At 68.1% G+C, this 25,723-nt stretch carries 23 protein-coding genes; 12 read left to right on the forward strand and 11 right to left on the reverse strand.

The annotated features are described in order from the left end of the window. Window positions 1-297 precede the first annotated feature (297 nt). A complete protein-coding gene (gene asd / locus J2X58_RS07535; protein ID WP_090175852.1) occupies window positions 298-1,143 on the forward strand; it encodes an archaetidylserine decarboxylase in 846 nt (281 codons plus the stop codon). Between the two features lie 137 nt (window positions 1,144-1,280). Further along, window positions 1,281-1,727 (forward strand): hypothetical protein, encoded by a 447-nt coding sequence (locus tag J2X58_RS07540; RefSeq protein ID WP_310047343.1) that lies wholly within the window; start codon window positions 1,281-1,283, stop codon window positions 1,725-1,727. A 6-nt stretch (window positions 1,728-1,733) separates the two neighbouring features. Here J2X58_RS07540 and J2X58_RS07545 read toward each other — a convergent pair whose 3' ends face one another. Continuing rightward, entirely contained in the window at window positions 1,734-3,263 is a 1,530-nt protein-coding gene (locus J2X58_RS07545; protein ID WP_090052799.1) for a transglycosylase SLT domain-containing protein, read from the reverse strand. A 136-nt stretch (window positions 3,264-3,399) separates the two neighbouring features. Between J2X58_RS07545 and J2X58_RS07550 the strand changes: the two genes are divergently transcribed. The 3 genes from J2X58_RS07550 to greB are packed head-to-tail and all read left to right on the forward strand — an operon-like array spanning window position 3,400 to window position 6,667. Further along, window positions 3,400-4,908, forward strand: coding sequence for a helicase HerA-like domain-containing protein (locus J2X58_RS07550; protein ID WP_310047344.1), 1,509 nt, complete (start codon window positions 3,400-3,402; stop codon window positions 4,906-4,908). Between the two features lie 2 nt (window positions 4,909-4,910). Beyond that, a complete protein-coding gene (locus J2X58_RS07555) occupies window positions 4,911-6,173 on the forward strand; it encodes a DUF4013 domain-containing protein (protein ID WP_310047345.1) in 1,263 nt (420 codons plus the stop codon). Further along, the gene (gene greB, locus J2X58_RS07560) at window positions 6,170-6,667 is read left to right on the forward strand and encodes a transcription elongation factor GreB (protein ID WP_090052793.1); all 498 of its coding nucleotides are present in this window, start codon (window positions 6,170-6,172) and stop codon (window positions 6,665-6,667) included. Before J2X58_RS07555 ends, greB begins: the two co-directional genes overlap by 4 nt. 36 nt (window positions 6,668-6,703) lie before the next feature. Here the strand turns inward: greB and J2X58_RS07565 are convergent, their stop codons facing one another. Next, the gene (locus tag J2X58_RS07565; protein WP_310047348.1) at window positions 6,704-10,255 is read right to left on the reverse strand and encodes a transporter substrate-binding domain-containing protein; all 3,552 of its coding nucleotides are present in this window, start codon (window positions 10,253-10,255) and stop codon (window positions 6,704-6,706) included. An 85-nt stretch (window positions 10,256-10,340) separates the two neighbouring features. Here J2X58_RS07565 and J2X58_RS07570 point away from each other — a divergent pair, with 85 nt between their 5' ends. Continuing rightward, window positions 10,341-10,985, forward strand: a complete 645-nt coding sequence (locus tag J2X58_RS07570) for a response regulator (protein ID WP_090052789.1) — start codon at window positions 10,341-10,343, stop codon at window positions 10,983-10,985. A 96-nt stretch (window positions 10,986-11,081) separates the two neighbouring features. On the opposite strand, the gene J2X58_RS07575 is transcribed toward J2X58_RS07570, so the two are convergent. Then, window positions 11,082-11,870, reverse strand: a complete 789-nt coding sequence (locus J2X58_RS07575) for a DUF3025 domain-containing protein (protein WP_090052787.1) — start codon at window positions 11,868-11,870, stop codon at window positions 11,082-11,084. A 4-nt stretch (window positions 11,871-11,874) separates the two neighbouring features. Beyond that, complete coding sequence (rimO, locus tag J2X58_RS07580; protein ID WP_310047349.1) at window positions 11,875-13,191, reverse strand: 30S ribosomal protein S12 methylthiotransferase RimO; 1,317 nt, start codon at window positions 13,189-13,191, stop codon at window positions 11,875-11,877. A gap of 136 nt (window positions 13,192-13,327) precedes the next feature. Here rimO and J2X58_RS07585 point away from each other — a divergent pair, with 136 nt between their 5' ends. Then, window positions 13,328-13,999, forward strand: a complete 672-nt coding sequence (locus J2X58_RS07585; RefSeq protein ID WP_310047351.1) for a dienelactone hydrolase family protein — start codon at window positions 13,328-13,330, stop codon at window positions 13,997-13,999. After that, entirely contained in the window at window positions 13,996-14,415 is a 420-nt protein-coding gene (locus J2X58_RS07590; RefSeq protein ID WP_310047353.1) for an HIT family protein, read from the forward strand. Before J2X58_RS07585 ends, J2X58_RS07590 begins: the two co-directional genes overlap by 4 nt. Before the next feature lie 321 nt (window positions 14,416-14,736). Here J2X58_RS07590 and J2X58_RS07595 read toward each other — a convergent pair whose 3' ends face one another. The 3 genes from J2X58_RS07595 to apbC all read right to left on the reverse strand — a co-directional run bounded on the left by J2X58_RS07595 (window position 14,737) and on the right by apbC (window position 17,034). After that, window positions 14,737-15,228 (reverse strand): hypothetical protein, encoded by a 492-nt coding sequence (locus tag J2X58_RS07595; protein ID WP_090175865.1) that lies wholly within the window; start codon window positions 15,226-15,228, stop codon window positions 14,737-14,739. Window positions 15,229-15,315: 87 nt separating this feature from the next. Beyond that, on the reverse strand, window positions 15,316-15,882 hold the full coding sequence (dcd, locus tag J2X58_RS07600; RefSeq protein WP_090052782.1) for a dCTP deaminase: 567 nt from the start codon (window positions 15,880-15,882) through the stop codon (window positions 15,316-15,318). 66 nt (window positions 15,883-15,948) lie between these two features. Next, window positions 15,949-17,034 carry an iron-sulfur cluster carrier protein ApbC gene (gene apbC, locus J2X58_RS07605; RefSeq protein WP_310047356.1) on the reverse strand — a complete coding sequence of 362 codons (1,086 nt, stop codon included), beginning with the start codon at window positions 17,032-17,034 and terminating at the stop codon, window positions 15,949-15,951. 159 nt (window positions 17,035-17,193) lie between these two features. Here apbC and J2X58_RS07610 point away from each other — a divergent pair, with 159 nt between their 5' ends. The 4 genes from J2X58_RS07610 to nth all read left to right on the forward strand — a co-directional run bounded on the left by J2X58_RS07610 (window position 17,194) and on the right by nth (window position 21,107). Beyond that, the gene (locus J2X58_RS07610) at window positions 17,194-17,640 is read left to right on the forward strand and encodes a DUF2147 domain-containing protein (protein WP_090175869.1); all 447 of its coding nucleotides are present in this window, start codon (window positions 17,194-17,196) and stop codon (window positions 17,638-17,640) included. A 98-nt stretch (window positions 17,641-17,738) separates the two neighbouring features. Further along, window positions 17,739-19,838: a methionine--tRNA ligase gene (gene metG, locus J2X58_RS07615; RefSeq protein ID WP_310047359.1), complete on the forward strand. Its 2,100-nt coding sequence runs from the start codon at window positions 17,739-17,741 to the stop codon at window positions 19,836-19,838. Window positions 19,839-19,863: 25 nt separating this feature from the next. Beyond that, window positions 19,864-20,472, forward strand: a complete 609-nt coding sequence (gene rsxB, locus J2X58_RS07620; RefSeq protein WP_310047361.1) for an electron transport complex subunit RsxB — start codon at window positions 19,864-19,866, stop codon at window positions 20,470-20,472. A gap of 20 nt (window positions 20,473-20,492) precedes the next feature. Further along, window positions 20,493-21,107: an endonuclease III gene (nth, locus tag J2X58_RS07625; RefSeq protein ID WP_310047902.1), complete on the forward strand. Its 615-nt coding sequence runs from the start codon at window positions 20,493-20,495 to the stop codon at window positions 21,105-21,107. A 162-nt stretch (window positions 21,108-21,269) separates the two neighbouring features. Here nth and J2X58_RS07630 read toward each other — a convergent pair whose 3' ends face one another. From J2X58_RS07630 to J2X58_RS07645, 4 genes are all read right to left on the reverse strand, one after another. Beyond that, the gene (locus tag J2X58_RS07630) at window positions 21,270-22,787 is read right to left on the reverse strand and encodes a SulP family inorganic anion transporter (RefSeq protein ID WP_310047363.1); all 1,518 of its coding nucleotides are present in this window, start codon (window positions 22,785-22,787) and stop codon (window positions 21,270-21,272) included. A 17-nt stretch (window positions 22,788-22,804) separates the two neighbouring features. After that, window positions 22,805-23,494, reverse strand: coding sequence for a carbonic anhydrase (locus tag J2X58_RS07635; RefSeq protein WP_090052770.1), 690 nt, complete (start codon window positions 23,492-23,494; stop codon window positions 22,805-22,807). A 133-nt stretch (window positions 23,495-23,627) separates the two neighbouring features. Further along, window positions 23,628-23,981, reverse strand: coding sequence for a hypothetical protein (locus tag J2X58_RS07640; protein ID WP_310047364.1), 354 nt, complete (start codon window positions 23,979-23,981; stop codon window positions 23,628-23,630). Between the two features lie 295 nt (window positions 23,982-24,276). Next, window positions 24,277-25,659, reverse strand: a complete 1,383-nt coding sequence (locus tag J2X58_RS07645) for a carbohydrate porin (protein ID WP_310047366.1) — start codon at window positions 25,657-25,659, stop codon at window positions 24,277-24,279. Window positions 25,660-25,723: the final 64 nt, after the last annotated feature.

The raw sequence follows: 25,723 nt of genomic DNA on the forward strand, positions 1-25,723 counted from the left end.
GCCCCGCGAGGAGCGTGCTGCCGCGTGCCACGATTCCATGTCGTCTACCCCGTCGCGACCACCGGTGTCCGGTGGTTCTGGCGCGCGTGGCACGTCCGTTTACGGCCGCAGGCTCCCCCCTGCTCGCCCACGCCCCGGCCTCCATGGCCGCTGCGCGGCATCGACCCGTTACGCAGCGAACGGATCGTCCCGGCGCGGTTATCGCGCGCCAACCATTAAGCGGGCGTGGAGGAATGGTTATGCCGGACGGCCGGGACGAGGGTGGTGGATCGGGCGCGCTCCCCTATACTCCCGCGCATGAAGCCCAACGTCCTGCTGCAGTACATCCTCCCCCACCGCTTCCTTTCCCGCATCGTCTACCAGGCGACGCGCTGGGAATGGGCCCCATGGAAGAACTTCCTCATCGGGGAGATCGTCAAGCGCTACGACGTGGACATGAGCCAGGCCGCGCAGCCGGATCCGTTCGCCTACCAGCACTTCAACGCGTTCTTCACCCGCAAGCTGAAGCCCGATGCGCGGCGCGCGGACCCGGACCCGCAGGCGATCGTTTCGCCGGCGGACGGCCGGATCAGCCAGTCGGGGCGCATCCGCGACGGCCGCATCTTCCAGGCCAAGGGCCAGGAATACACCGCCGCCGAGCTGCTCGGGGACGAGGCCGCGGCGGCACCTTTCCGCAACGGCAGCTTCGTCACGATCTACCTGTCGCCGCGCGATTACCACCGCGTGCACATGCCGCTGGAAGGCGAGCTCACGGGCACGACGCACGTGCCCGGCCGCATCTTCAGCGTGGCCCCCTTCGCCGTCGAGGCGATTCCGCGCCTGTTCGCACGCAACGAGCGCCTCGTCTGCCACTTCGACGGTGCGCATGGCCCGTTCGTGTCGGTGATGGTCGGTGCCATCCTGGTCTCCAGCGTGGCCACCGTGTGGGACGGGCTGGCGATTCCGCCCTACGCCCATGAGATCCGTCGCAACGACTGCCGGGGCCGCGGCGTCCGCCTCGAACGCTTCGGCGAGATGGCCCGCTTCAACATGGGCTCGACCGTGATCCTGCTCCTGCCGGAGGGCTACGAACTGGACGAACTTCAACCGCAACAACAGGTTGTCGTCGGCCAGCGGCTCGGACGCTGGGCTGGCGAGGCCTGAGGGACTGACCGCCCGCGTCACAATGTGACGAAAACGTCTTACATTTGACGCATGGCCAGCGTATTCTTCGTCGACCATCGCCTCCCGGGGAAAGGCGATCGGTCCGATCGAAGCATCCGTACTAGGGGAAGTCGTCCATGCGTCTGGTCAGTCATCTCATCGCCGTCAACCGCGAAATCCGCCTCCGCCGGCAGCTCGCCGACATTGAACGCGTCGTGCTCGCACTGCCCGTGCGCGCCCATGCCGATCTGCAGCAGCTGGTCCGCCGGGAGATGGAGCAGGCCTCCGCCTGCGATTTCCCCCACCTCTACGGCACCCCGCCGGAAGAACGCTACAGCACCTACGGCCATGGCCCCGATATCGGGCTGGGCAAGGCGCGCTCCGACAACCCGCTGATCGCCACGCGCGGCGTCGCGCTGTGGATCGCGTCCGTCTATCACGAGACGCTCGATGCGCGTCGTCCGGGCATGGAAGACCTGCACCGGCAGATCCTGCGCCTGATGCGCCAGATCAAGGAGCTCTCGGCGGCGGAACGACGTGACCCCGCCGCCGCGTGGATGAGCCAACCGCAGGCGGTGGCGTAACGCCTCCTAGCGACACACGGGCACGCGCAGTGCCTGCCCCACCTTGAGCTGGTGGCCCTTGAGGCCGTTCATGCGGGCGATGTCCTCGACGTCGGCGCAATTGCTCTTGCGCGCGATGCTGACGAGCGTGTCGCCGCGGCGAACCGTGTAGCTCTTCGACGCGCTCGACGACGGCTTCGCGGCCGGCGACGGCGACCCGTTCGCCAGCGCGGCCGAGGTCGACGCCGGCGGCGGCGGTGCGACGATCTTCACCGCGTTGTGCAGATCGCTGGCGAGGATCGGCCAGGGGCCGTCGGTGCAGCTGGTCGCATACGCCTTTTCGAGCTGCTTGGGCACTTCCAGCCGCGCGCCCACGGGTTGCGTCACCTGCGGGTCGAGCCGCGGGTTGAGGTTCCGGAGGGTGCGGAACCAGCCCTGGGGCATGCCCTGCGCGGAACCCAGGCACACCGTCAGCTCGCTGAGCGACGCGGGCCGCTTCAGCACGATCTGGCCGGCTTCGCCGTCCACCTTGGGCCAGGTCAGGTGATAGCTGTCCGGATGCAGGAACAGCCAGGCGGCCGCCAGCACCATCGGGACGTAGTCGCGCGTCTCGGCCGACATCTGCCCGTAGATCTGCGGATCGTAGAAGCTCGCACCCGGACTGGTCGCAGCGATGCGCCGCATGCGGCCCTCGCCGCCGTTGTACGCGGCGAGCGTGAGTTCGAGGTTGTTGTTGAAGGCGCCGAGCTGTTCGTCGATGTATTCGGCGTTCGCCTGCGCGGCCATCGTGGGATCGAAGCGCTGGTCGAAGCCGTCCGAATTGGACAGGCCGAAGCGCAGGCCGGTCGCGTACATGAACTGGAGCGGGCCCGACGCGCCGGAACGCGACACCGCGTGCACCTTGCCGCCGGACTCCTTCGCCATGATGCCGAAGAGCAGCGCCTCGGGCAGGTCGGCCTTCTTGTACGCCGGCCACATCTTGTAGCGCATCATCTGGTAGTTGACGTAGGCGTCCATGAGGTTCGGGCGCAGCTGCGTCAGCCACATCTCGAGCGCGGCCTTGACCGGACCGTTCATCACCATGAGGTCGGAGAACTGCTGGCCCTTGAGCATCGTGACGCTGCGCTGCGCCTGCGGCAGAGCACCCAGCACCACCGAACCCTGCGCGTCGCCGGGCTGCGCGCCCACTTCGGCGCCCTGCTCCGTGTCGTCGGCGTCCTCGCCCTCGATGAAGCTGCCGTCCTTCAGACGCAGGAGGCGATCGAACACGGCGGCGAAGCGCTGCTGGTCGCAGCCGGGTGTCAGCGCGCAACGGGCCGACGCGTCCTTGAGTTGATCCAGCGCCTGCTTGCGGCTGCGGTCCGCCGCGGGCGTATCGCCCCGGCGAGCCTGGTCGATGGAGGCCTCGTACCCCTTGCTCGCCTGGTTCATCCGGTCGTACAACGCATTCACCTCCGGCGTGGCCTTTCCGGGCCGGGGCGAACCACCGGAGGAAGCGCAACCCGCGAGGATCGCCAGGGGCAGCAGCAGAAGGGAACGCGGGACGCGGACGGGCATGAACTTACTCGGGGTCGGACAATGCGGGCCACGTTACCGCCGGGGGCCTGCGGACTCAAGCGCTACGGCGAAAAAACTCCCGCAACGGCGAGCCGTTGCGTAGACTTGTTCAGCATTTTCTTAAGGACGAAAACTCATGGCGAGCATCCTCGTGGGACGCAACGAAGCGACGGCCGTCGAACTCGATGCCCGCTACGGAAACCGGCACGGCATGATCGCCGGCGCGACCGGCACCGGAAAGTCGGTCAGCCTGATGCTGCTCGCCGAAGGCTTTTCGCGGCTCGGCGTGCCCTGCTTCCTCGCCGATGCCAAGGGCGACCTCGCCGGCCTTTCCCAGGCGGCCGGCGCGCCTTCCGACAAGCTCGCCGCGCGCCTCGCCCGCCTCGGCCTCGCCGACTGGAAGCCGCAGGCGAATCCGGTGATCTTCTGGGACATCTACGGCAAGTCCGGTCACCCCGTGCGGGCCACGGTGTCCGAGATGGGCCCCACGCTGCTCTCGCGCATCCTCGAGCTCAACGACACGCAGGAAGGCGTCATGGAAGTGATCTTCCGCGTCGCCGACGACGAGGGCCTGCTGCTGCTCGATCTGGCGGACCTTCGCGCCATGCTCGGCTTCGCCGCCGATCACGCCAAGGACATCTCCGCGCGCTACGGCCTGATCAGCCCGCAGAGCGTCGCCGCCATACAGCGCTCGCTGCTGAAGCTGGAGCAGGACGGCGCCGACGCCTTCTTCGGCGAGCCGGCGCTGGAGCTGGCCGACCTGATGCGCCAGGACATGAGCGGCCACGGCGTCATCAGCGTGCTGGCGGCCGACACGCTGATCCTCAAGCCACGACTGTATTCGACCTTCCTGCTCTGGCTGCTCTCGGAACTGTTCGAGCAGCTGCCCGAGGTCGGCGATCTCGACGTGCCGAAGATGGTGTTCTTCTTCGACGAAGCGCACCTGCTGTTCGACGACGCGCCCGCGGCGCTGCGCCAGCGCGTGGAACAGGTCGTGCGCCTGATCCGTTCGAAGGGTGTCGGAGTCTACTTCTGCTCGCAGAATCCCGACGACGTGCCCGGTGACATCCTCGGCCAGCTTGGCAACCGCGTGCAGCACGCGCTGCGCGCGTTCACGCCGCGCGACCAGAAGGCGGTGAAGGCCGCGGCCGAAACCTTCGCGCGCAATCCGAAGCTCGACGTGACGGAAGCCATCGGCACGCTCGGCACCGGCGAGGCGCTCGCGTCCACGCTGGGCGATGGCGGCGTGCCGTCACCGGTGCAGAAGGTGCTCGTGTCCACGCCGACCTGCCGCATCGGTGCGATCACGCCGGACGAACGCGCGACGGTCCGCGCGAGATCGCCGGTCGGAGGCAAGTACGATACATCGGTCAACCGCGAATCCGCCGAGGAACGCCTCGCCGCCCGCGCGGCGGAAAAGAACACGGCCGACGCGCCTCCCGTGCCGTCGGGGCGCGGATCCGCCGCGGGTACCGACGAAGACTCCGGCTGGGGCGGCGTGGTGCGCGATGCCGTGTTCGGCACGAAACGCCGGCAAGGCATGATCGAGACGATGGCCAAATCCATGGTGCGGACCGCGGGCTCGCGCGTCGGCCAGCAGATCGTGCGCGGCATCCTCGGCGGCATCTTCGGCGGAAAGCGCTGAACATGCCGCGACACGAACTCGCCGACGCGGCCACGCCATTCGCCGAGCGCGTCCGCACCGGCTGGCGCTATCCGATGCGCGGCGCCGCGCCCTACACGATTGGCGCGATCACGCTGTTCGAGGCGATCGCGTTCCTTCCCATCACCGGCCTGAAGCTGCTGGTGGTCGCCATCGGGTGGGTCGCGCTGTACACCTACGCGTTCGAATGCCTTCGGCACACGGCCGACGGCTACGCCGATCCGCCGGAGCTCGCCGTGAACGGCGGCGACGGCACCAGCGTCGCGCTGATCCTCATCCAGCTCACCGGCAACGCGTTCGCCGTGCTCGCGCCGATCCTGTTCGGCGTCCCCGGCCTCGCCGTGGCGCTGCTGTTCGCGTTCGTGTTGCCGGTGATCACGATGTCGCTCGCGTTCGACGGCGTGGGCGCCGCGCTGAATCCGCTCACCTGGTTCGAGGCCGTGCGCCGCCTCGGCGCCAGCTATGTCATGCTCTTCGCGATGGTGCTGGCGAGCAGCCTGCTGCAGGCCGCCGCGCAGTACGCGATGGCCGATCACGGCCCGACGTTTTTCGGTACGCTGGGCTATTACGCCGTGGCGAACTACCTCACCTTGTACAACTTCCACCTGATGGGCGCGCTGATCCACCACAAGCACGAAGCGCTCGGGTACCAGCCCGCCTCGGTCGAGATCGCGGCACTCATGGAGCCCGACGACGATCAGGCGCTGCTGGCGCACGCCAACCTGATCGCGCGCGACGACGTGCCGGCCGCCACCGACATCCTGACCGAACGCCTGCGCGAAGGTTTCGCGCCCGCCGCGATGCACGCGCGCTACCGCGAACTGCTTCGCGCGCAGGACCGCCTGCCCGAACTGCTGGTGCACGGGCAGATCTGGATCGCCGCCCTCGTCGTCGCGCGCGAAACGCGCCGCGCCCTCGGGGTGGTGCAGGATTGCATCGGCATCGATCCGGCCTTCCTGCCCGACGCGACCGTCACCTGCGGCCCACTGGCCGACACGGCGGCGCACGGCGGCATGACGCGACTGGCGCTGCACCTCGCGGAAGGCTACGTGCGCACGTGGCCGCAGGACATCGGCGCGCCGCACTACGGACTGCTCGCCGCGCGCATGCACGAACGCCTCGGGCAGGCCGATGAAGCGAAGGCCATCGCACGGCGTCTCCTGGCGGAACATCCCGGCCATCCGCTGGGCGTGGATATCGAAGCGTTGCTCGCGAGCCTCGACGGCGCACGCACGGTGGCACCATGAGCCGCTGGCGTCCGCCATCGCCCTCCTCCACGGCGATCATCACGCGCGAAGGATTCGAGCGCCTCAAGGCCGAGCTCGATCATCTGTGGCACACCGTGCGGCCCGAGGTGGTCAAGGCCCTCGCCGCGGCGGCCGCGGAAGGCGATCGCTCCGAGAACGCCGAGTACACGTACCGCAAGAAGCAGCTTGGCGAGATCGATCGCCGCGCGCGCTACCTGAGCAAGCGCATTCCCGTGCTGAAGGTGGTCGAGGCCGCCCCGTCGCAGCGCGACGCGGTGTTCTTCGGCGCCACGATGGAGCTGGAGAACGTCGAGTCCGGCGAGACGGTGCGCTATCGCATCGTCGGCCCCGACGAGACCGACGCCCGCAAGGGCTGGATCAGCATCGACTCGCCGATGGCACGCGCGGTACTGAAGAAGCGCATCGACGACGAGTTCGAGGCGGACCTGCCCGGCGGCAGGACGCGGTTCGCCGTGGTCGCCGTCGAGTACTGATCCACATCGACCGGGAGAGAGTGGGCTCCTCCCGAGTCATCGTGCAACCATCCTCCGCGACAGCCGTTCCAGGCCGTCCGCGAACGTCGCGACGTCGGCCGCGAACGCGTCCACCGCCACGAGATCGACCTCGCCGCCGTCCCGCAGCGCGAGTTCCATCCGTTCGCCGCGTTCGCCGACGTCCGAATGGCCGAACACGTTGATACCGCCGAGGATGTGATGGATCCATCCCGCGACCTCGCCGGCATCGGCGCGATCGAGCACCTCGGGCAACCGCGCCAGCGCCGCGCGCGTCGCTTCCACGCCGGCGCCGATCACGCTGACGATGTTCTCGTCGGAGCCGAACGCGCGGCGCAGGCGTTCCATGTCGACGGACGGCACGTCGTCGCGCACCGGTGTAAGCCAGCGCGTCAGCGCGAGGTGGAACGCGTCGAGCCGGATGGGCTTGCGCAGGAGGTCGTCCATGCCGGCGTCGAGGCAGACCTCGCGTTGATCGGCGCGCGCGTCCGCCGTCATCGCGACGATCGGCAGATGGCGCCCGGTGCCGGCTTCACGCCGGCGCACCTCGCGCGCGAGCTCGTAGCCGTCCATGCGCGGCATGTGGCAATCGACGAGCAGCAGGTCGTATGCCTTTTCGTCCAGGGCTTCCAGCGCGGCGACGCCGTCGTCGACGATGTCGCACTGGAAGCCGCGCATCGCCAGCTGCACGCGCACCAGCTCCTGGTTCACCGGATGGTCCTCGGCGAGCAGGATGCGCGCCGGGTGCGGCGCGTGCACGGGCGGCGTCACGTCCAGTGCCTCGGGCTGGCGCGGCACGCTCGCGGCATCGGCCACGGGAAGCTCCAGTGTCACGGTCACCGACGTGCCCCGCCCCGGCTCGCTTTCGATGGCGATATGACCGCCCATGCGCTCGATCAGGCGCCGCGCGATGCTCAGGCCCAGTCCGGTGCCGCCGAAGCGGCGCGTGGTGGACGATTCGGCCTGACTGAATGGCGCGAAGACGTGGCGCAGCTTGGCCGCGTGGATGCCGATGCCGGTGTCGGCGACCACGATGCGGACGCGCTGGCGCCCGCCATGTCGCTCGTCCACGTGGACACCCACGCGCACCTCGCCCGAAGCGGTGAACTTGATCGCGTTGCCGAGCAGGTTGAGCAGCACCTGGCGCAGGCGGCCATCGTCGACGATCACCGCCGGTGCGAGCGCCGCGTCGATGTCGCTGCGCAACGCCAGACCCTTCGCCTCCGCCTGCGCCTCCATGATGGCGACCGCCCCCTCGACGATCGCCCGGGGATCGGCGGGCTGCGGATCGAGCGCGAGATGACCGGCCTCGATCTTCGAGAAGTCGAGCACGTCGTCGAGGATGTGCAGCAGCGCTTCGGCGGAATGCTCGATGGTGGAGACCATCTTGCGCTGCCGGGCGTCGAGCGGCGTGCGCTCGAGCACGTCGAGCAGGCCGATCACGCCGTTCATCGGCGTGCGGATCTCGTGGCTGATCGTCGCGAGGAAGTCGCTCTTCGCGCGTGTCGCCGCTTCGGCTTCGTCGCGCGCGTGCGCGACGCCACGAGAGGCGAGTTCCTGCGTCGTCACGTCGACCCAGTAGCCGTTCCAGCGCACGCTGCCGTCGGCGGCGGCCAGCGGCACGGCGTCGGAACTGAGGTAACGCACGCGTCCGCCGACCTGCGCCCGCACGGTCACGTGCAGCGGCGTGAGCTCGCGCGCCGAGCGCTCGAACGCGTCGCGAAGCCGCTCGCGATCGTCGTCGGCGACAGGCGCCAGCATCGTCGCGTCGCCCGCGAGCAGCGTGCCGGGCTCCAGGCCCAGGATGCTCAGCGGGTCGCCGCCGACATAGGTCATCGTGTAGGCGCCATCGGTACCGCGCACCGCCTCGTAGACGACGGCGGGCACGTGCGCGGTGACCTCGGCGAGACGCCGCTCGGTGCGTTCGCGCCGCCGGGTCTCGCGGCGAAGATTGAGATAGGCGTAGCTGATCGCCACGAGCGAAATCAGCAGCACGAGCACGAAGGGAAGGACGCGGCCAGCCACTTCACGCCAGGTCGGGCCCACGACGTAGTGCGCGGCGAACCACGTGTTGCGGATCTCCTGCTGGCGATGGGTGGAGAGGTTCACCAGCACACGGTTGATCAGCGGCAGCAGCGGCGCGAGGTCCCGACGGACACCGATCGCGATGGCTTCGGTGTCGCCGGTCGGCGCGGCGACCTTCAGCTGTCCGAGGAAGGCCTCGCGTATGTGGTAGTCCACGGAGGCGAGGTTGCCGACGAACGCGTCGCCCTCGCCCGCCGCGAGGCGACGCATGCCTTCGAACTCCGTATCAACCGGAATCACGTGCACACCCGGAACGCGAGCGAGCAGGCGCCGGATGGGCTCGCGCGTGACGTTGCCGAGGACCCGCTTGCCCGACAGGTCGTCGCTGCCGGCGATGGTGGGCGCGCCTTCGCGCGTCACGATCATGATCGGGAAATCGAGGTAGGGGACGCTCGGTTCGAGGAACGGCGAGGTCGCGCTCTGTGGGTTGTTGATGGCCGCGACGAGATCGACGTCGCCCTTGCGCACGCGCTCGACGGTGCCCGACCAGTTCTCGCTGGGTACCTGCGTCAGCCGCAAGCCCAACTCGGCGGCGATCTCGCGCACGTAGTCGAGCGCCAGTCCCTCGGCCTCGCCCTGCCCGGAGAGCAGGCTGAAGGGGGCGTAGCTCGGGTCGACGCCGAGGCGCAGCGGCGGCAACGCCTTCAGGTAAGCCTTTTCCTTCTCGCTGAGCGGAATGTCCGTTTCGCGCGGGCGAGGGGCGATCTCGCGCCCGACCCAGCGGGCGCGCAGACGCCCGTGGTCGGCGGCCGTCAGTTCACGCAGGGCATGGTCGATCGCGTCGCCCAGCGGCGCGGCGTTCGCGGGCACGGCGAAGGCCAGCGCGCTGATCGGCAGCGCCAGGGGCGCCCCGACCCGCAGCTCCTGCTCCAGACCGGCGCGCGAGACGAACTCGCGCGCCGAAAACGGATTGTCGATGTAGGCCGTGACGTCGCCGGAACGTACGCGGGCCAGGGCGTCCGCCGTGGAATGCGTCTCCACCAGCGTCGTTTCCGGCAATTCCCGGCGCAGTGCCGCGAGGTCGAAGTAGCCCGTGTGCACGGCGAGGCGCTTGCCGCGCAGGTCGCCCGGCCGATGGATGATCGGCGCGTCGGCCCGCTCCACCAGCGATGGCAGGGATTCGAAGTAGGTGGCGCCGATGCGGATGCCCGGCATCCCGGCCTCCAGCGGCGTGACGGAGGTCGCCACGTCGATTTCCCCCCGGGCGAGGCCCGCCAGCAGCTCGGGCCAGGTCGCGTAGACCCGCGTCTGCAGCGTCACGCCCAGCTCTCCCGCGATCTGGCGCAGGTAGTCCGGGCCCAGGCCCTCCAGTTCCCCGTCGCGCAGCTCCTCGAACGGTGGATAGCCCTCCCGGTACGCCCCGACGGTCAGCACCGGGTGGTGCCGAAGCCATTCGACGTCCGCGCGCGGGAGCGGCGTCTCAGGCGCGGCCGCGACGGGCAGCGCGAGGGTCGTCAGAATTAACAGCAGGATGCGTCGGATCACTTCGTGGGCTTCGTAAGGGAAAGCTTCGTGGGCATAATCGGGCGGAGTACGCTGGTCCGCAAACGCAGTAAGGAGAACACGAGGCATGCCATCCAAGGCACTCAGGGTCATTCTGGCCGACGATCATCCGCTGGTTCTCGTCGGCGGCGCGCTGGCGTTGCAGAACGCCAACATCGACGTGGTCGGCAAGGCGAAGGCCGCGGACGAGCTCCTGGCCCTGCTGGCCGATCGCGAGTGCGACGTCGTCATTACGGATTTTCTCATGCCGAGCGACCGTCAGGACGACGGATTCGCCTTGCTCGACACCATCGTGAAGCAGTACCCGAACCTCGCGGTCGTGGTGCTGACGATGATCAACCGTCCGGCGGCCCTGCAGTCCATGCTCAATCGCGGCGTGCTGGGCATCGTCGACAAACGCGCGCCGATGGACGAACTGGCCACCGCGGCGCGTGCCGTGGTGGACGGCGAGACGTACCTGAGCGAGACGCTGCTCGACATCCTCAACGAGGCCGACGAGGTCTCCGAGGCCATGCCCGGCGCCGCGCTGTCGCCGCGCGAGACCGAGGTGATCCGCCAGTTCGTCGCCGGCCGCTCGCTGCAGCAGATCGCCGATAGCGAGGGCAAGTCGGTCAAGACCATCAGCCGCCAGAAGCGCGACGCGATGCGCAAGCTCGGCGTCGACCACGACAGCCTGCTGGGCGACTACGTGCGCGATCACGGGCTGGTCTGACGGGTCGGGCCGATCGGCTCCCACCGGTCGGCCGAAAGCCTTGCCTACCGAAGGGGTGGGAGCCGATCGTATCGGCGATGGGTGCTCGCCTCACCGCTACAGCGGCGCGGGATACACCCGCCCCGCGCGCAGCGGCTGGAAACAGGGTGCCGTGGTGTAGAACGCCTCGTCGCCGGTGTCCGGATGCCAGCCGGGAACGCCCGACACCGGCAGCGGCCGCAGCTCCAGCGGATCGTTGAGGATGGCGCCCGAGGCGATCGCCTCCGCGCATCGTGCCAGCGCATCGCCCTGCCCCATCACCACGAGCGCCTTGCCGACGAGTAGCTTGCCCGGCGTGAGCGCGTGCTCGAGCAGCGCGTGGCCGAACACCTCCACGCGCGCGTCGCCACGCAGCCACGCGTCGCGGAAGGTCCAGAACAACGCGTGCCAGTCGTGGGTGTCCCACGCCGCCAGCATCGCCGGATCGCGCAGGCTCACCACCATCCCGGCCTCGTCGAAATGCGTGAGCGCGCATTGCGGACGCGAACGCTCGCGCGGGCCCATGATCGCGATCTCGGCGACCTGCCGCGCGTTCAGCGCGCGCTTGAGCGGCCCGTGCCGCAGCCACACGAACGCGTTGAAGAGGTCGTGCCAGTTGCGCGGCCGCGTGGCGATCGCACCGCGTTTCGCGATGCGCTCCTCGTAATGCAGTCCGTCGGCAAGCAACGCCTTGTCCTGCGTCACGAAACGATGGCGCGACTCGCCGCTCCAGCACGCGTTGAGCGCGTCGACATCCGGCCACGCGTCGCCTTCGACGAAGGCCGCGTAGCCGGACCAGTGCGACAGCGGCGGCGACGCGAGGACGCGCCGGTCGAGCGCCTCGCGGGTCGGCGCCACGTAGCGCATGGGATCAGGCCAGGCGGCCGTAAAGATCGTGAGCGTCGGCGTCTTCGACGACCACGTCGACGAACTGGCCGGGCTTCAGCAGCTGACCGTCGTCGATGCGCACGGCGCCGTCGATTTCCGGCGCGTCGGCGCTGGAGCGTCCCCATGCACCATCCGTGTCGATCTCGTCGACCAGCACCTTGATCGTGCGCCCGACCTTGCGCTGCAGTTTCGCGGCGGAGATCTCCGCCTGAACCGCCATGAACTGCTCGAGGCGATCTTCCTTCAGTTCCTCGTCGATCTGCCCCGGAAGGTCGTTCGCCTTCGCACCGTCCACCGGCGAATAGGCGAACGCGCCGACGCGATCGAGCTCGGCTTCACGAAGGAAATCGAGCAGTTCCTGGAACTCCTGGTCCGTCTCGCCGGGGAAGCCGACGATGAAGGTGCTGCGGATCGTGAGGTCCGGCACCTGGCGGCGCCAGTTCTGCACGCGCTCGAGTGTCTTGTCGACGTTGCCCGGGCGCTTCATCAGCTTGAGGATGCGCGGGCTCGCGTGCTGGAACGGGATGTCGAGGTACGGCAGGATCTTGCCATCCGCCATGAGCGGCATGATCTCGTCGACGTGCGGATACGGGTAGACGTAGTGCAGGCGCGTCCACGCGCCGAGCTCGGACAGGCCTTCGCAGAGCTCGGTCATGCGCGTGCGATACGCCTTCTCGCGCCACGTGTGTTCGGCGTAGCGGACGTCGACGCCGTAGGCGCTGGTGTCCTGCGAGATCACGAGCAGCTCCTTCACGCCGCCGCGAACGAGGCGCTCGGCTTCCATCAGCACCTGGTCGACCGGGCGGCTGACGAGATCGCCGCGCATCGACGGGATGATGCAGAAGCTGCAACGGTGGTTGCAGCCTTCCGAAATCTTCAGGTACGCGTAGTGCTTCGGCGTGAGCTTGACGCCCGTGTCCGGCACGAGGTCGAGGAACTTGTTGCGCGTCGGCGGGATCGCCGTGTGCACGGCGCTCATCACGCTCGCGTAATCCTGCGGACCGCTGATCGCCAGCACGTCGGGGTAGCTTTCGCGGATCAGCTCCTGGCGCTTGCCGAGGCAGCCGGTGACGATCACCTTGCCGTTCTCGTGCAGCGCCTCGCCGATCGCGTCCAGCGATTCCTGCACCGCCGAATCGATGAAGCCACAGGTGTTGACCACGACGGCGTCGGCCTCGCCATAGCTCGGCACGATCTCGTAGCCCTCGACCTTGAGCTGCGTGAGGATGCGTTCGGAGTCGACGAGCGCCTTCGGACAGCCGAGGCTGACGAAACCGACTTTGGGAGCGGCCTGGGACATTGCCGTGGGTACCGGGGAGGGGAAACCGCGCATTATAGCCGGTCGGGCCGGTCGGGGCCGGCGAGGCGTCCGTAAGACCACCGACAGCCTCGTCCGGTTACCCTTGTCGGACTTTTTCCCCACACGGAGTTTCCCCATGGGTCGCACCCTGAATCTCGATACCTCCCGGCCGCACGAAGACATGGACGCGTACCTCGCCGAGCCGGCCGGCACGCCCCGGGGCGGCATCGTGGTGATCCAGGAGATCTTCGGCGTCAACGCGCACATCCGCAGCGTCGCCGACCGCTTCGCCGCCGAGGGCTACGTCGCCATCGCCCCGGCCCTGTTCGACCCGATCGAGAAGGGCGTCGAGACGGGCTACGACCAGGAGGGCATGACCAAGGGTCTGAAATGCGTGGCCGAACTCGGGCTGCGTCGCCCCACGGACGACAGCGTCATCGCCGCGAAGTACCTGGCGGACAACTACAAGGTGAAGGTCGGAACCGTCGGATACTGCTGGGGCGGCACCGTCGCCATGCTGGCTGCGCTCCGTCACGGCCTGCCCTCGTCGAGCTACTACGGCTCGCGCAACGTGCCGTTCCTGACCGAGCCGGCGAAGGCCAACGTGATCTTCCACTTCGGCGAGCGCGACCATTCGATCCCGCCGGACATGGTCGAAAAGCACCGCGAGCTGAAGCCGGAGATGGACACCTGGGTCTACCCCGCCGATCACGGTTTCAACTGCGACGTGCGCGCCAGCTACGACGAACCGAGCGCGAAGCTGGCCTGGGAACGCACCCTGGCGTTCTTCGCCCGCGAGCTCGCGTGAGCGCTCCGTTCGACCTCGATCCGCGACTCGCCGGCGACACCCTCGTCGTCGGCGACCTCGCCTTGTGCCGCGTCCTTTTGATGCGCGACGCGCGTTTCGCGTGGCTCGTTCTTGTGCCTCGTCGGCACGGGCTGGTGGAGATCGCCGACCTGCCGGCCGACGATCGCGCCCGGCTCTGGCGGGAAGTGGACGAGGCGGCGGCGGCGCTTCGTGCGTCAGCCCCGTGCGACAAGCTCAACGTGGGCGCGCTGGGCAACGTCGTCCGGCAGCTGCACGTGCATGTCGTCGCCCGTCGCGAAGGCGACGCGGCGTGGCCGGGGCCGGTTTGGGGCTCGGGGACCGCGGAGCCTTATGCGGACGGTGTGGCGGAGCGGCTCGTGGAAGCTTTGCGCGCTGGATTGGGTATCGAGGCCTGAGCCGTGCGCTTTCGCGGTGGGCCCGCTGCGCGGGATCGCCGATGCGATCGGCTCCCACCCCTTCGGTAGGTGGCCTATCGCGAGGGTGCCCGCTGCGCGGGATCGCCGATGCGATCGGCTCCCACCTCTTCGGTAGGTGGCTTGCCGCAGGCCTGCTACCGGAGGGTGGGAGCCGATCGTATCGGCGATACGGTGCGGAGCCGGGCCTCGCAGGGCCTGAAACGACCGAACCCTGCCGCGGCATCCTTGCGAGGGCCTGTCGCCTCCCGCGAGAGATGTCGCGAGCAGGGCTCGCTCCTACAGAAGCGCTTGCGCGCTTTCTTACTGCTGCGTCTGCGGGTCGTAAGCGCCGCTCGAGGCTTCCTTACCCTGCATGCGATCCGGCAGCGCCGCCTTGTGCGGGGTGTCTTCCAGCTGGCGGGCGTTCTCTTCCACCGCGTTCAGGCGCACGAGCTCGCCCTTCTTGTCGTAGTACACGGTGAAGCCGTAATCCAGCTGCATGCGGGCCATGAAGCCGAGGTGGTTGTCGCGGATCTTCGAGTCGTCGCTCGGCAGCACCAGGACCGTTTTCGGCAGCTTGCCCTGGTCCTTCAGGTAGGCGAAGTGGCTGCCCGTGTCGGCGGCGGAAAGCACGGCGCCGTCGACCAGGAACTGACCGCTCTTGTACGCCTTGATCGTGTAATCGAACTGGCCCTGCGTCGCCACGGCGGGGTCGGACTTCGAGGCGCCACGGTGGCAGCCGGCGAGCACCAGCATGCTGGCGAGGAGGATCGCCGCGGCGGCGCGGGCCATCAGGGTGGGAACTCGGATCATGCGGTGTCTCCGTGGATCGGGTGAGGCGTGGAAAGGGGCGAGTCTACCGCGTGGACGTGTCGCGCGCGGCGGAGACGTGAAGGCCGTTCAGGTGCTCGGCAGCGTGACGCCGCGCTGGCCCTGGTACTTGCCGCCACGGTCGGCGTACGACACTTCGCACTCCTCGTCGGACTCGAGGAAGAGCATCTGCGCCACGCCCTCGTTGGCGTAGATCTTCGCGGGCAGCGGCGTCGTGTTCGAGAACTCGAGCGTGACGTGGCCTTCCCATTCCGGCTCGAGCGGCGTCACGTTCACGATGATGCCGCAACGCGCGTACGTGCTCTTGCCGAGGCAGATCGTCAGCACCTTGCGGGGAATGCGGAAGTACTCGACGGTGCGCGCCAGCGCGAACGAGTTCGGCGGGATGATGCAGACATCGGACTTGATGTCGACGAAGCTGCGTTCGTCGAACGCCTTCGGGTCGACGATCGTCGAGTTGATGTTGGTGAACACCTTGAATTCGTCGGCGCAGCGGACGTCGTAGCCGTAGCTGGACGTGCCGTACGACACGAGCCGGTGGCCGTCGCGCTCCTTGACCTGGCCGGGGGCGAACGGCTCGATCATGCCGTGCTGCTCGGCCATGCGGCGGATCCACTTGTCGGACTTGATGCTCACTTGGGTCTCCCTCGCTGGAGCCGGAAAGGTATAGGAACGTCGGCGAACGTGCCAGCCGGCGTGTGCTTACGTGTTCTGGATGACGATCTTGGGGAACGAAATCGCCTTGTTGCGGGCCTGCAGCGACAGTTTCGCCGCCGTGTGCCGGGCGATCGAACGGTAGCGCGCCGCGAGGTCGGACTCCGGCATCGCGACGACGGTCGGGTTGCCCTGGTCGGCCTGCTCGCGGATGCGGATGTCGAGCGGCAGGTCGCCGAGGTACGCGATGCCCGCGTCCGCCGCCATGCGCGCGCCGCCGCCCTGGCCGAAGATGTGCTCCTCGTGCCCGCAGTTCGAGCAGATGTGGGTCGCCATGTTCTCGACCACGCCGAGCACGGGCACCTCCACCTTGCGGAACATGCCCAGCGCCTTGCGGGCGTCGAGCAGCGCGATGTCCTGCGGCGTCGTGACGATGACGGCGCCCGACACCGGGACCTTCTGCGACAACGTGAGTTGGATGTCCCCCGTGCCGGGCGGCAGGTCGATGATCAGGTAGTCGAGGTCGTCCCAGCGCGTGTCGTTGAGCAGCTGCATCAGCGCCTGGGTGACCATGGGGCCGCGCCAGATCATCGGCGTGTCCTCTTCGATGAGGACGCCGATCGACATGGCCTGCAGACCGTGCGCGCGCATCGGCTCGATGCTCTTGCCGTCCGGCGACGCGGGCTTGCCGCTGAGGCCGAGCATGCGCTGCTGGCTCGGGCCATAGATGTCGGCATCGAGGATGCCGACCTTCGCACCTTCGGCGGCCAGCGCCAGCGCGAGGTTCACCGAGAGCGTGGACTTGCCGACCCCGCCCTTGCCCGAGGCGACGGCGACGATGTTCTTGACGCCGGGCTGCGGCGCCAGCTGGCCCTGCACCTTGTGCGCGTGGACGCGCCAGCTCACGGAGACCGCGGCGGCGGCGATGGCCGGATCGGCTTCGAGCGCGGCCCGCGCCTCGGCGGCGGCCTGTTCGACGTAACCGGCGGCCGGGTAGCCGAGCTGGATGTCGACCGACACGCGGTCGCCGTCCACGCCCACGGCGCGCACGGCGGCGCCGAGCGGCTGGCCCGAATGGGGATCGAGGACGCGGTCGAGGATGCCGCGGACGAGGGTTTCGCTGGCCTGGGTCATTGGGAGACGTGAGGAAAATCGAAGATCGCCCATTATGCCACCTCAACCTCCCACCGCCTCGTGGGAAGCGGACGGCGGTCTGGCGCATTGCAGCTTGACGCCCGCCCCGCCGCTCGTCAGGCTCCGGCCGTACCTGACCGTATGGGGAACGCGACGCCTATGAAGCACCTGATCCGTACCACCCTCGCCCTCGCGCTGGCCGCGAGCGCCCTCCCCGCCCTGGCCGACAGCACCACGCCGGTCGGCAAGTGGAAGACCATCGACGACAAGACCCACGAGGTGAAGTCGATCGTCGAGATCACCGAGAACGGCGGGCTGCTGGAGGGCAAGGTGCTCCAGGTGCTCAAGTCGGATCACGGCCCGCATCCGAAGTGCACCGAGTGCTCGGGCGAGCGCAAGGACAAGCCCATCGAAGGCATGACCATCATGTGGGGCCTGAAGAAGGACGGCGACGAATGGTCCGGCGGCCAGATCCTCGATCCGGCCAAGGGCAAGATCTACAAGGTCACGATCAAGCTGGAAGACGGCGGCAAGAAGCTGGACGTCCACGGCTACATCGGCTTCTCGCTCATCGGCCGCAGCCAGGAGTGGGTGCGGGCGGAATAAGCCCCAGTCCCGCGGGACCGACGCGGGCCGCCCGAACGGCGGCCCGGCGCCGGCCGGCCATGCCATAATCCGCGGTCCATAAGCCGACCGTGCGAATCATGGCCCGCCGCATCCTCGTCACCAACGCCCTTCCCTACGCCAACGGCCCGCTCCACCTGGGCCACATGCTCGGCTACATCCAGGCCGATATCTGGGCGCGCGCGCAGCGAATGCAGGGCAACGAGGTGTGGTACGTCGCCGGCGAGGACGCCCACGGCACGCCGATCATGCTCGCGGCCGAAAAGGTCGGAAAGTCGCCCGAAGACTACATCGCGGGGATCCGCGCCGGTCACGAAGCCGACTTCACCGACTTCCACTTCAGCTACGACCAGTACCACACCACGCACTCGCCCGAGAACCAGGATCTCGCGACGGCGATCTACACGCGCCTGCGCGACGCCGGCTACATCGCCCGCCGCGACATCCAGCAGCTGTACGATCCCGAGCGCGACATGTTCCTGCCGGATCGCTACATCAAGGGCACCTGTCCGAACTGCGGCACGCCCGACCAGTACGGCGACAACTGCGAGAACTGCGGCGCCACCTACGCGCCGACCGACCTCGTCAATCCGTACTCGGTGATGTCGGGTGCCACGCCCGTCCTGCGCGATTCGGAGCACTACTTCTTCGAGCTCGGCAAGTTCGAGACCCTGCTGCGCGACTGGTTCGCCGGCAAGCTGACGAACGGCAAGCCGGTCGCGAACAGCGGCGTGTCCGCCAAACTCGCGGAGTGGCTCGACGGTGGACTGCGCGACTGGGACATCTCGCGCGACGCGCCGTATTTCGGGTTTCCGATCCCCGACGCGCCGGGCAAGTTCTTCTACGTGTGGCTCGACGCGCCCGTCGGCTACCTCGCCTCGTTCAAGGCCCTGTGCGAGCGCACGGGCCTGCGCTTCGACGATTTCCTCGGCACCGACAGCACCGCCGAGATGCACCACTTCGTCGGCAAGGACATCATCAACTTCCACGGCCTGTTCTGGCCGGCGATGCTGCACGGCGCGGGTATGCGCACGCCCACCGCGCTGCACGTCAACGGGTACCTCACCGTCAACGGCGCGAAGATGTCGAAATCGCGCGGCACGTTCATCCAGGCCCGCACGTACCTCGACGCGGGGCTCGATCCGGAAGCGCTGCGCTACTACTTCGCCACCATGCTCGGGCCCCAGCCGGTCGACGTCGACCTCGACCTGAAGTCGTTCGAGGAGCGCGTCAACTCGCACCTCGTGGGCAAGTGGGCGAACATCGCCAGCCGCACCGCGGGTTTCCTGCACACGCACTTCGGCGGCACGCTCGCCACCCGTTTCGACGTCGAGGCGACCGCGCTCTGGAAGGAGCTGCTCGCGCAGTACGACGGCATCGAGGCGGTGTACGAGGCGGACGAGTTCGCCGAGGTCTCGCGCCGGTTCGTCGCGATGGCTGACGCCGTCAACGGCTACATCGCCGCGAAGGCGCCGTGGGTGATCGCGAAGGACGAGGCCCGCCGCGACGAGCTGCAGCAGGTGTGCACGTTCGCCATCAACGCGTTCCGGCTGCTCTCGGGCCTGCTCAAGCCGATCCTGCCGATCACGGTCGCCGCCGCCGAGGCCTTCCTCGCGGCACCGATCACCGGCTTCGACGACGCGCGCCGCGAGCTCTTCGGCCATACCGTCAACGCGTTCTCGCCGCTGTTCGGCCGCCTCGATCCGAAGAGGATCGACGCCATGGTCGACGCGTCGAAGGAATCCCTCTCGCCGGCGGAACAGGCCAAAGCCGTCGCCGCGGAAACCAAACCCTCCAAGAAATCCAAAGAAGCACCGAAGCCGATGACCGACGCCACGACCGACACCGCCACCATTTCCATCGACGACTTCGCGAAGCTCGACCTGCGCGTCGGCAAGGTGGTCGCCTGCGAGTTCGTCGAAGGCTCCGACAAGCTGCTGCGCTTCGAACTCGATGCCGGTCCGCTCGGCACGCGCCAGATCTTCTCGGGCATCCGCGCCGCCTATGGCGAGCCGGAGAAGCTTGTCGGCCGCAACGTCGTCTTCATCGCCAACCTCGCCCCGCGCAAGATGCGTTTCGGCATCTCGGAAGGCATGGTGCTGTCGGCCGGCGACGGCGGCAGCGACCTGTTCCTGCTCGATGCCGACCAGGGCGCGGCGCCGGGCGCGACCGTCCGCTGATTTCCCTCCCCGGCACGCGCCAGCCATGACGCCAACGCTCGCCGACCGCATCGACGATCTCCTGCCGCAGACGCAGTGCGAGCAATGCGGTTTCCACGGGTGCCGCCCGTATGCGGAGGCGATCGCCGCCGGCGAGGCGGCGATCGACCGCTGCCCGCCAGGTGGTGCGCTCGGCATCGCCCGGCTGGCCGCCCTGCTCGGCCGTCCGGCGATACCGCTCGATACCTCGCGCGGCATCGAAAAGCCACGCACGCTCGCACGCGTGGTCGAAGCCGACTGCATCGGCTGCACGAAGTGCATCCAGGCCTGCCCCGTCGACGCGATCGTCGGCGCGTCGAAACAGATGCACACGGTGATCGCCGATCTCTGTACCGGCTGCGAGCTCTGCGTGCCCGCCTGCCCCGTCGACTGCATCGCGCTCGACCCGATGCCGCTGGCGCAGGCCGGCGACAAGGCGCACGCCGACGCCGCGCGCACGCGCTTCCAGCGTCGCGAGCGCCGCCTCGCCCACGATCGCGAACAACGCGAACGCCAGCTGGCCGCCAGCAAGGCCGACGTCGCGGCGCCGACCGCGCGAAACGCCGTACTCGAAGCGCTCGCGCGGGCGAAAGCGAAGAAGAAGGATCCGACGTGAAGAAGGCCGACATCGTCGAGATGTTCACGCGCCTGCGCGAACTCAACCCGCATCCGAAAACGGAGCTGGAATACACGACCCCGTTCGAACTGCTGGCGGCCGTGGCGCTATCCGCGCAGGCCACGGACGTCGGCGTGAACAAGGCCACGCGCAAGCTGTTCCCCGTGGCGAACACGCCGCAAAAGATCCTCGATCTCGGCCTCGAGAAGCTCAAGGGCTACATCAGCACGATCGGCCTCTACAACAACAAGGCGAAGAACCTCATCGCCATGAGCCAGATCCTCGTCGACCGCTACGCCGGCGAGGTACCGACGACGCGCGAGGCGCTCGAGGAACTGCCTGGTGTCGGCCGCAAGACGGCCAACGTGGTTCTCAATACCGCGTTCGGCCAGCCGACCATCGCCGTCGACACGCACATCTTCCGCGTCGCGAACCGCACCGGGCTCGCGCCCGGCCCGGACGTCCGCAAGGTCGAGGACAAGCTCGAGAAGGTCATCCCGAAGGAGTTCATCCAGGATGCCCACCACTGGCTGATCCTGCACGGCCGTTACGTGTGCAAGGCGCGCAAGCCGGAATGCCCGACCTGCGCGATCGTCGACCTGTGCGCCTACCGGCACAAGACGAAAGCCTCCTGACCGCGACGACCCGCTGTGGGAGCCGACCTGGCCGCGACGACGCACTGTGGGAGCGGACCTGGCCGCGACGGCTTTTCGCGATCGGCAGCAGGACCTGTTGCTCATCGCGAAGGGCTGTCGCGGCCAGGTCCGCTCCAACAGATGAGGGAGGACGGGCGGCCGTCAGGCCGCCCGTCGCGCGCCTTCCACGCGTCGGCCGAGCTCCTGCCAGTCGACGATCAGTTCGCAACCACGCTTCGACGCGTTCCGGCCCCACTCGCGGAGCAGTTCCAGGGACGCCTGATCGACGTGATGCAGTCGATCCATCATCACCGACAGACGCGTGTTCGGCGGGATCGCCTCCAGCGTGCGGGCCATCGTCGGCACTTTCAGGAACGTGGCCGAGCCTTCGAGATGCAGCGTCGCCGTACCCGGCTCGTCGTGGTGCGTGACATCCATCTTCAGTTTCGACGAGAGCAAGGCGAGGCGCAGCAGTGACAGGCCAAAGCCGACGATCACGCCCGTGAGCAGATCGGTGGCGACGATGGCGACGGTCGTGGCGACGTACACCGCGGCCGTGCCCTTGCCGTAAGCCGCGAGATCCTTGATCTGCTTCGGGTTCACCATCTTCACGCCGGTGAACACGAGGATGCCCGCGAGGCACGAGACCGGCGTCATCCGCATCAGCCACGGCAGCAGCATCACGAACGCCAGCAACATGGCGCCGTGGTAGATCGTCGCCATGCGCGTGGCCGAGCCGGCCTGCACGTTGGCGGCGCTGCGCACGATCACGCCGGTCATCGGCAGCGCGCCGAGGAAACCGCAGACCAGGTTGCCCACGCCCTGCGCCGTCAGCTCACGGTCGTAGTTCGTGCGCACGCCGTCGTGCATGCGATCCACCGCGGCCGCCGACAGCAGCGTCTCGGCGCTCGCGATGAAGGCGAACGTCACGGCGGCGATCAGCAGGGTCGAGTCGAACAGGCCGAAGAGGCTGCCCATCGTCGGCAGCGACACCGCCGAGAACAGGTTGGCCGGCACGTCCACCCGCTTGACGTCGAGCGCGCCGAACTGCGCCGCCGCCGTCATCGCCACGACGGCCAGCAGCGCACCGGGAACGAAGCGCAGCTTCGCCGGACGAAGCTTTTCCCAGAAGAACATGATCGCGATCGTGCCCAGGCCGATCATCAACGCCGCGGGCGCCTGCCCTTCCGCCGCGCCGGTCACCGACTCCCACGCCGCCGCCGGCAGCGCGGCGAAGTTCTCGAGACCGCGTGCCTTCGGGATGGCGTCGAGCAGCACGTGCGATTGCGACGCGACGATGAGGATGCCGATGCCCGAGAGCATGCCGGCCACCACGGCCGGCGAGGTCATCCGGAACCAGACGCCGACCTTGCACAGGCCGGCGACGAGCTGGATGAGGCCCGCCAGCAGCACGACGGGGCCGAGCGCGGCCACGCCGTGCTCGCGCACGAGTTCGAAGACCAGGACCGCGAGGCCCGCCGCGGGGCCGCTCACCTGCAACGGCGAGCCGGCGATGGCGCCCACGACGATGCCGCCGACGATACCGGTGATCAGTCCCGCGCTGGGCGGCATGCCCGACGCGATCGCGATACCCATGCATAGCGGCAGTGCGACAAGAAAAACGACCACCGATCCGAGGAGGTCGCGGCCAAAGAGGCCCTGGGAGAAGTAAGCGCGCATGGCGTGATGTTCCTTGATCAGGCCGCCGTCGCCACCGGCAGCGGCGTGGAGAAGCGCGCGTGCGGGGTGGCATCCGGGTGGTTCGCGTCGTCGGCGAGGAGCGGGCGGAAGCGGCCTTCCAGCGGATCGAACGCGGTGATTTCGGTGTTGGCGATGTCGTAGATCCAGCCATGGATGCGCAGGCTGCCGTTGGCCATCGCGGCGGCGACCGCCGGCAAGGTACGCATGTGCTCCAGCTGGCCGACGACGTTCTCCTCGGTGAGGTAACGCAGACCTTCTTCGCCCAGGATCGTCGGGCGGTTCTCGGCGACGACGTAACGGGCGACGTCGGCGTGCTTCAGCCACTGCTCGACGGACGGCTTGCCCTTGAGCGCCGCCGGATTCTGCAGGGCCTTCATCGCGCCGCAGTCCGAATGGCCGCAGATCACGATGTGCTGCACCTTCAGCGCCGTCACGGCGTATTCGATGGCGGCGACGACGCCGCTGACGTGCTGCGCGTACGGCGGAACGATGTTGCCGACGTTACGGTAGACGAACAGGTCGCCCGGCTGGGCGTTGAAGATCATTTCAGGCATCACGCGCGAGTCGGCGCAGGTGATGAACATCGTGTGCGGCGTCTGGCCGGAGGCGAGGCGCGCGAAGGTGTCGCGCTGCTCGTCGGTCATGTGGCGGCGGAAGTGATCGAAACCCTGGATGAGACGTTCCATGGTGTATTCCTCGTTGGGGAAGCGGGATGGTCGGGCGCAGGCGCCCGTGGACGATCGGTCCTCGAGGACCGGCGTCGGGGGATGAGGCGATGCAAGGAAACCGTGCGCGGACGCGCACGGTCGGGCCGCTCGATCAGGCGATCGGAGGGCGAAGCTCGGCGTTGGGTGCGTGCGCGTGCGCGCCGGGAGCGATGCCCGGCGGACGCACGGCGATAAGGTGCGACACGGCGACCGCGTGCTCGGTCGGCACGTCGAAGGTGTCGTCGAGTCCGCCGGTATTGTCTTCGAGGGACGGCACGGCGTCCTGCTCGTCGGGCGCGACACCGTCGTCGGCCGCGGCGAGGAGCACCTCGTGCTGCGTCTCCGCGTTGGCCGGGGACGACGGACACGGCATGGCCTGCACGCCGCCGCACACGACGAACAGCGCGATCAGCACGAGGAACGTGCTGGCGATGCGTCGCAGGAGCGTGGCGGGATGGCGGTCCATGCGGCCGAACCTACGCAGCGCACGTAGCGATTGCAAGTGTGGCGACGCACCAAATTCAGAATCGATGCGTACCGTTCGCCAAAAACGTGATATGGCCACGGTTTTTCGCATGCGAGCGACACGTTTACGGTGCGCTGCGTTCAGGGTTTGGACGTCCGAACGTCCATCACCGGACTGAGACGTTTCGCAATCTGGTCAGTGAACGCACCAGGTTTGCGAAAACGCTCAAAAGAAAACGGCGGGCTTGCGCCCGCCGTCGGTTCGTCCTTGAGTCGAACTCCTTTCCGATACCGGTTCAGAAGCTCAGCATGCCCCAGAAGCCGACTTCGTCGGTCTTGTAGTGGTACGGCGTCGCGAACGGGCCGTCGAGCTTGTTGTGCTTGTAGACGAGGGCGAGCTTCAGGTTCTTCAGCACGTCGTACGAGACGCCGGCGTTGTAGTACTTGTCCTTCAGCTTGCGCTCGACGTTCGTGAGGGTCGTGTACTTGTAGTCGACCTTGTCGTAGCGGGCGAACACGGCGAACTGGTCGTAGAACTTCCAGTCGGCGAACAGCGAGTAGCCGTCGGCCTTGTCCTTCTTCGTGCCCTGCGCCGTGCCGACGCCGTTGCCGCTGCCCGGGTACTTCAGGATGTCGTCCCAGTTTTCGGTGTGGAAGTATTCCAGGCCCACGCCCCAGGTCTTGTCGCGCCAGGCGACGAGGCCGTCGCCACGCGTCGCGGTGCGGGTCGGCGCGCCGTTCTCGACGTCGTTGCCGCGCTTGCCGGTGTAGCCGCCGACGGCCAGGATCAGCTGCTCGATCGGGGAGTAGCCGAAGCGGGCTTCGGTATCGACCGACTTGGAGCGGCTCAGGTTGCGGAAGCCACGGCCGTTGACGACCGAGACCTGGTAGTTGATCGAGTTGTCGCCGGTCGTCGCGCCCAGGGCGTGGACACCCCAGTCGGCCGAGTTGCCGAACGCGCCGACGCCGCCGGCGGTCGCGGTCGAGCCGCTACGACCGCCTTCGAACGAACGGTCGGTGATGGTGTTCTCGACGTAGCGATAGCCGTACACCTTCTCCACGAACGGGATCCAGGGCATGTCGGCCGAACCGAAGCGCACGGTGAAGAGCGGATCGAACTTGCCCTGCACGTAGGCCTTCTTCACGAAGAGGCTGGTCTGCGACAGCGTCGACTGGTAGTTGAAGTCGGTGGTCAGGTTGGCCGACCAGACGTCATCGAAGGTGTGGTCGACGATCAGGTAGAAGCGCTTGACGTCGAAACCGGTGCCGTTGACGGCGCCGTGGCCGTCCACCTGGCGGCCGCGGGCGTTGCCGACCTTCTCGTTGTGGTCGATGTTCGACACGTCGAAGAACATCGTGCCGCCGACATGGGTGTTGTCCACGACCTTGGCGAGTTTGTCGAGGCGCTTGGTCAGGTCGTCGGTCGGCTTGGCGGCGGCGACCTGGACGTCGTTGATCGTCTTGGCGGTCTCGACCTGCGCGTCGGCCTGCGCTTCCTGCTTGGCTTCCAGTTCGGAAACCTTGGCCTGGAGGGCGGCCAGCTGCGCCTGCAGCTGCTGGAGGGTGGCAGCGTCGACCGTGACCCGGGCCGGCTGCGACTTCGGCGTCGCGGCCAGGGCCGAGAAGCTGGTCAGGCCCAGACCGGCGGCGATGGCCACCGTGAGCAACTTGGAACGCATGGGATGTCTCCGCTTAAGGATGGAATGTGTGTGGAACCCCTGTCCCCCGGTCTGAGTTTTTTCT

This window comes from Luteibacter sp. 3190, from assembly GCF_031456385.1.
GTDB lineage: Bacteria > Pseudomonadota > Gammaproteobacteria > Xanthomonadales > Rhodanobacteraceae > Luteibacter.

What these genes read in the sequence shown, in the direction of transcription:
- asd (WP_090175852.1), top strand. Translation starts at nt 298, where the DNA reads ATGAAGCCCAACGTCCTGCTGCAGTACATCCTCCCCCACCGCTTCCTT.
- J2X58_RS07540 (WP_310047343.1), top strand. Translation starts at nt 1,281, where the DNA reads ATGCGTCTGGTCAGTCATCTCATCGCCGTCAACCGCGAAATCCGCCTC.
- J2X58_RS07545 (WP_090052799.1), bottom strand. Translation starts at nt 3,263, where the DNA reads ATGCCCGTCCGCGTCCCGCGTTCCCTTCTGCTGCTGCCCCTGGCGATC.
- J2X58_RS07550 (WP_310047344.1), top strand. Translation starts at nt 3,400, where the DNA reads ATGGCGAGCATCCTCGTGGGACGCAACGAAGCGACGGCCGTCGAACTC.
- J2X58_RS07555 (WP_310047345.1), top strand. Translation starts at nt 4,911, where the DNA reads ATGCCGCGACACGAACTCGCCGACGCGGCCACGCCATTCGCCGAGCGC.
- greB (WP_090052793.1), top strand. Translation starts at nt 6,170, where the DNA reads ATGAGCCGCTGGCGTCCGCCATCGCCCTCCTCCACGGCGATCATCACG.
- J2X58_RS07570 (WP_090052789.1), top strand. Translation starts at nt 10,341, where the DNA reads ATGCCATCCAAGGCACTCAGGGTCATTCTGGCCGACGATCATCCGCTG.
- J2X58_RS07575 (WP_090052787.1), bottom strand. Translation starts at nt 11,870, where the DNA reads ATGCGCTACGTGGCGCCGACCCGCGAGGCGCTCGACCGGCGCGTCCTC.
- rimO (WP_310047349.1), bottom strand. Translation starts at nt 13,191, where the DNA reads ATGTCCCAGGCCGCTCCCAAAGTCGGTTTCGTCAGCCTCGGCTGTCCG.
- J2X58_RS07585 (WP_310047351.1), top strand. Translation starts at nt 13,328, where the DNA reads ATGGGTCGCACCCTGAATCTCGATACCTCCCGGCCGCACGAAGACATG.
- J2X58_RS07595 (WP_090175865.1), bottom strand. Translation starts at nt 15,228, where the DNA reads ATGATCCGAGTTCCCACCCTGATGGCCCGCGCCGCCGCGGCGATCCTC.
- apbC (WP_310047356.1), bottom strand. Translation starts at nt 17,034, where the DNA reads ATGACCCAGGCCAGCGAAACCCTCGTCCGCGGCATCCTCGACCGCGTC.
- J2X58_RS07610 (WP_090175869.1), top strand. Translation starts at nt 17,194, where the DNA reads ATGAAGCACCTGATCCGTACCACCCTCGCCCTCGCGCTGGCCGCGAGC.
- metG (WP_310047359.1), top strand. Translation starts at nt 17,739, where the DNA reads ATGGCCCGCCGCATCCTCGTCACCAACGCCCTTCCCTACGCCAACGGC.
- rsxB (WP_310047361.1), top strand. Translation starts at nt 19,864, where the DNA reads ATGACGCCAACGCTCGCCGACCGCATCGACGATCTCCTGCCGCAGACG.
- nth (WP_310047902.1), top strand. Translation starts at nt 20,493, where the DNA reads ATGTTCACGCGCCTGCGCGAACTCAACCCGCATCCGAAAACGGAGCTG.
- J2X58_RS07630 (WP_310047363.1), bottom strand. Translation starts at nt 22,787, where the DNA reads ATGCGCGCTTACTTCTCCCAGGGCCTCTTTGGCCGCGACCTCCTCGGA.
- J2X58_RS07635 (WP_090052770.1), bottom strand. Translation starts at nt 23,494, where the DNA reads ATGGAACGTCTCATCCAGGGTTTCGATCACTTCCGCCGCCACATGACC.
- J2X58_RS07640 (WP_310047364.1), bottom strand. Translation starts at nt 23,981, where the DNA reads ATGGACCGCCATCCCGCCACGCTCCTGCGACGCATCGCCAGCACGTTC.
- J2X58_RS07645 (WP_310047366.1), bottom strand. Translation starts at nt 25,659, where the DNA reads ATGCGTTCCAAGTTGCTCACGGTGGCCATCGCCGCCGGTCTGGGCCTG.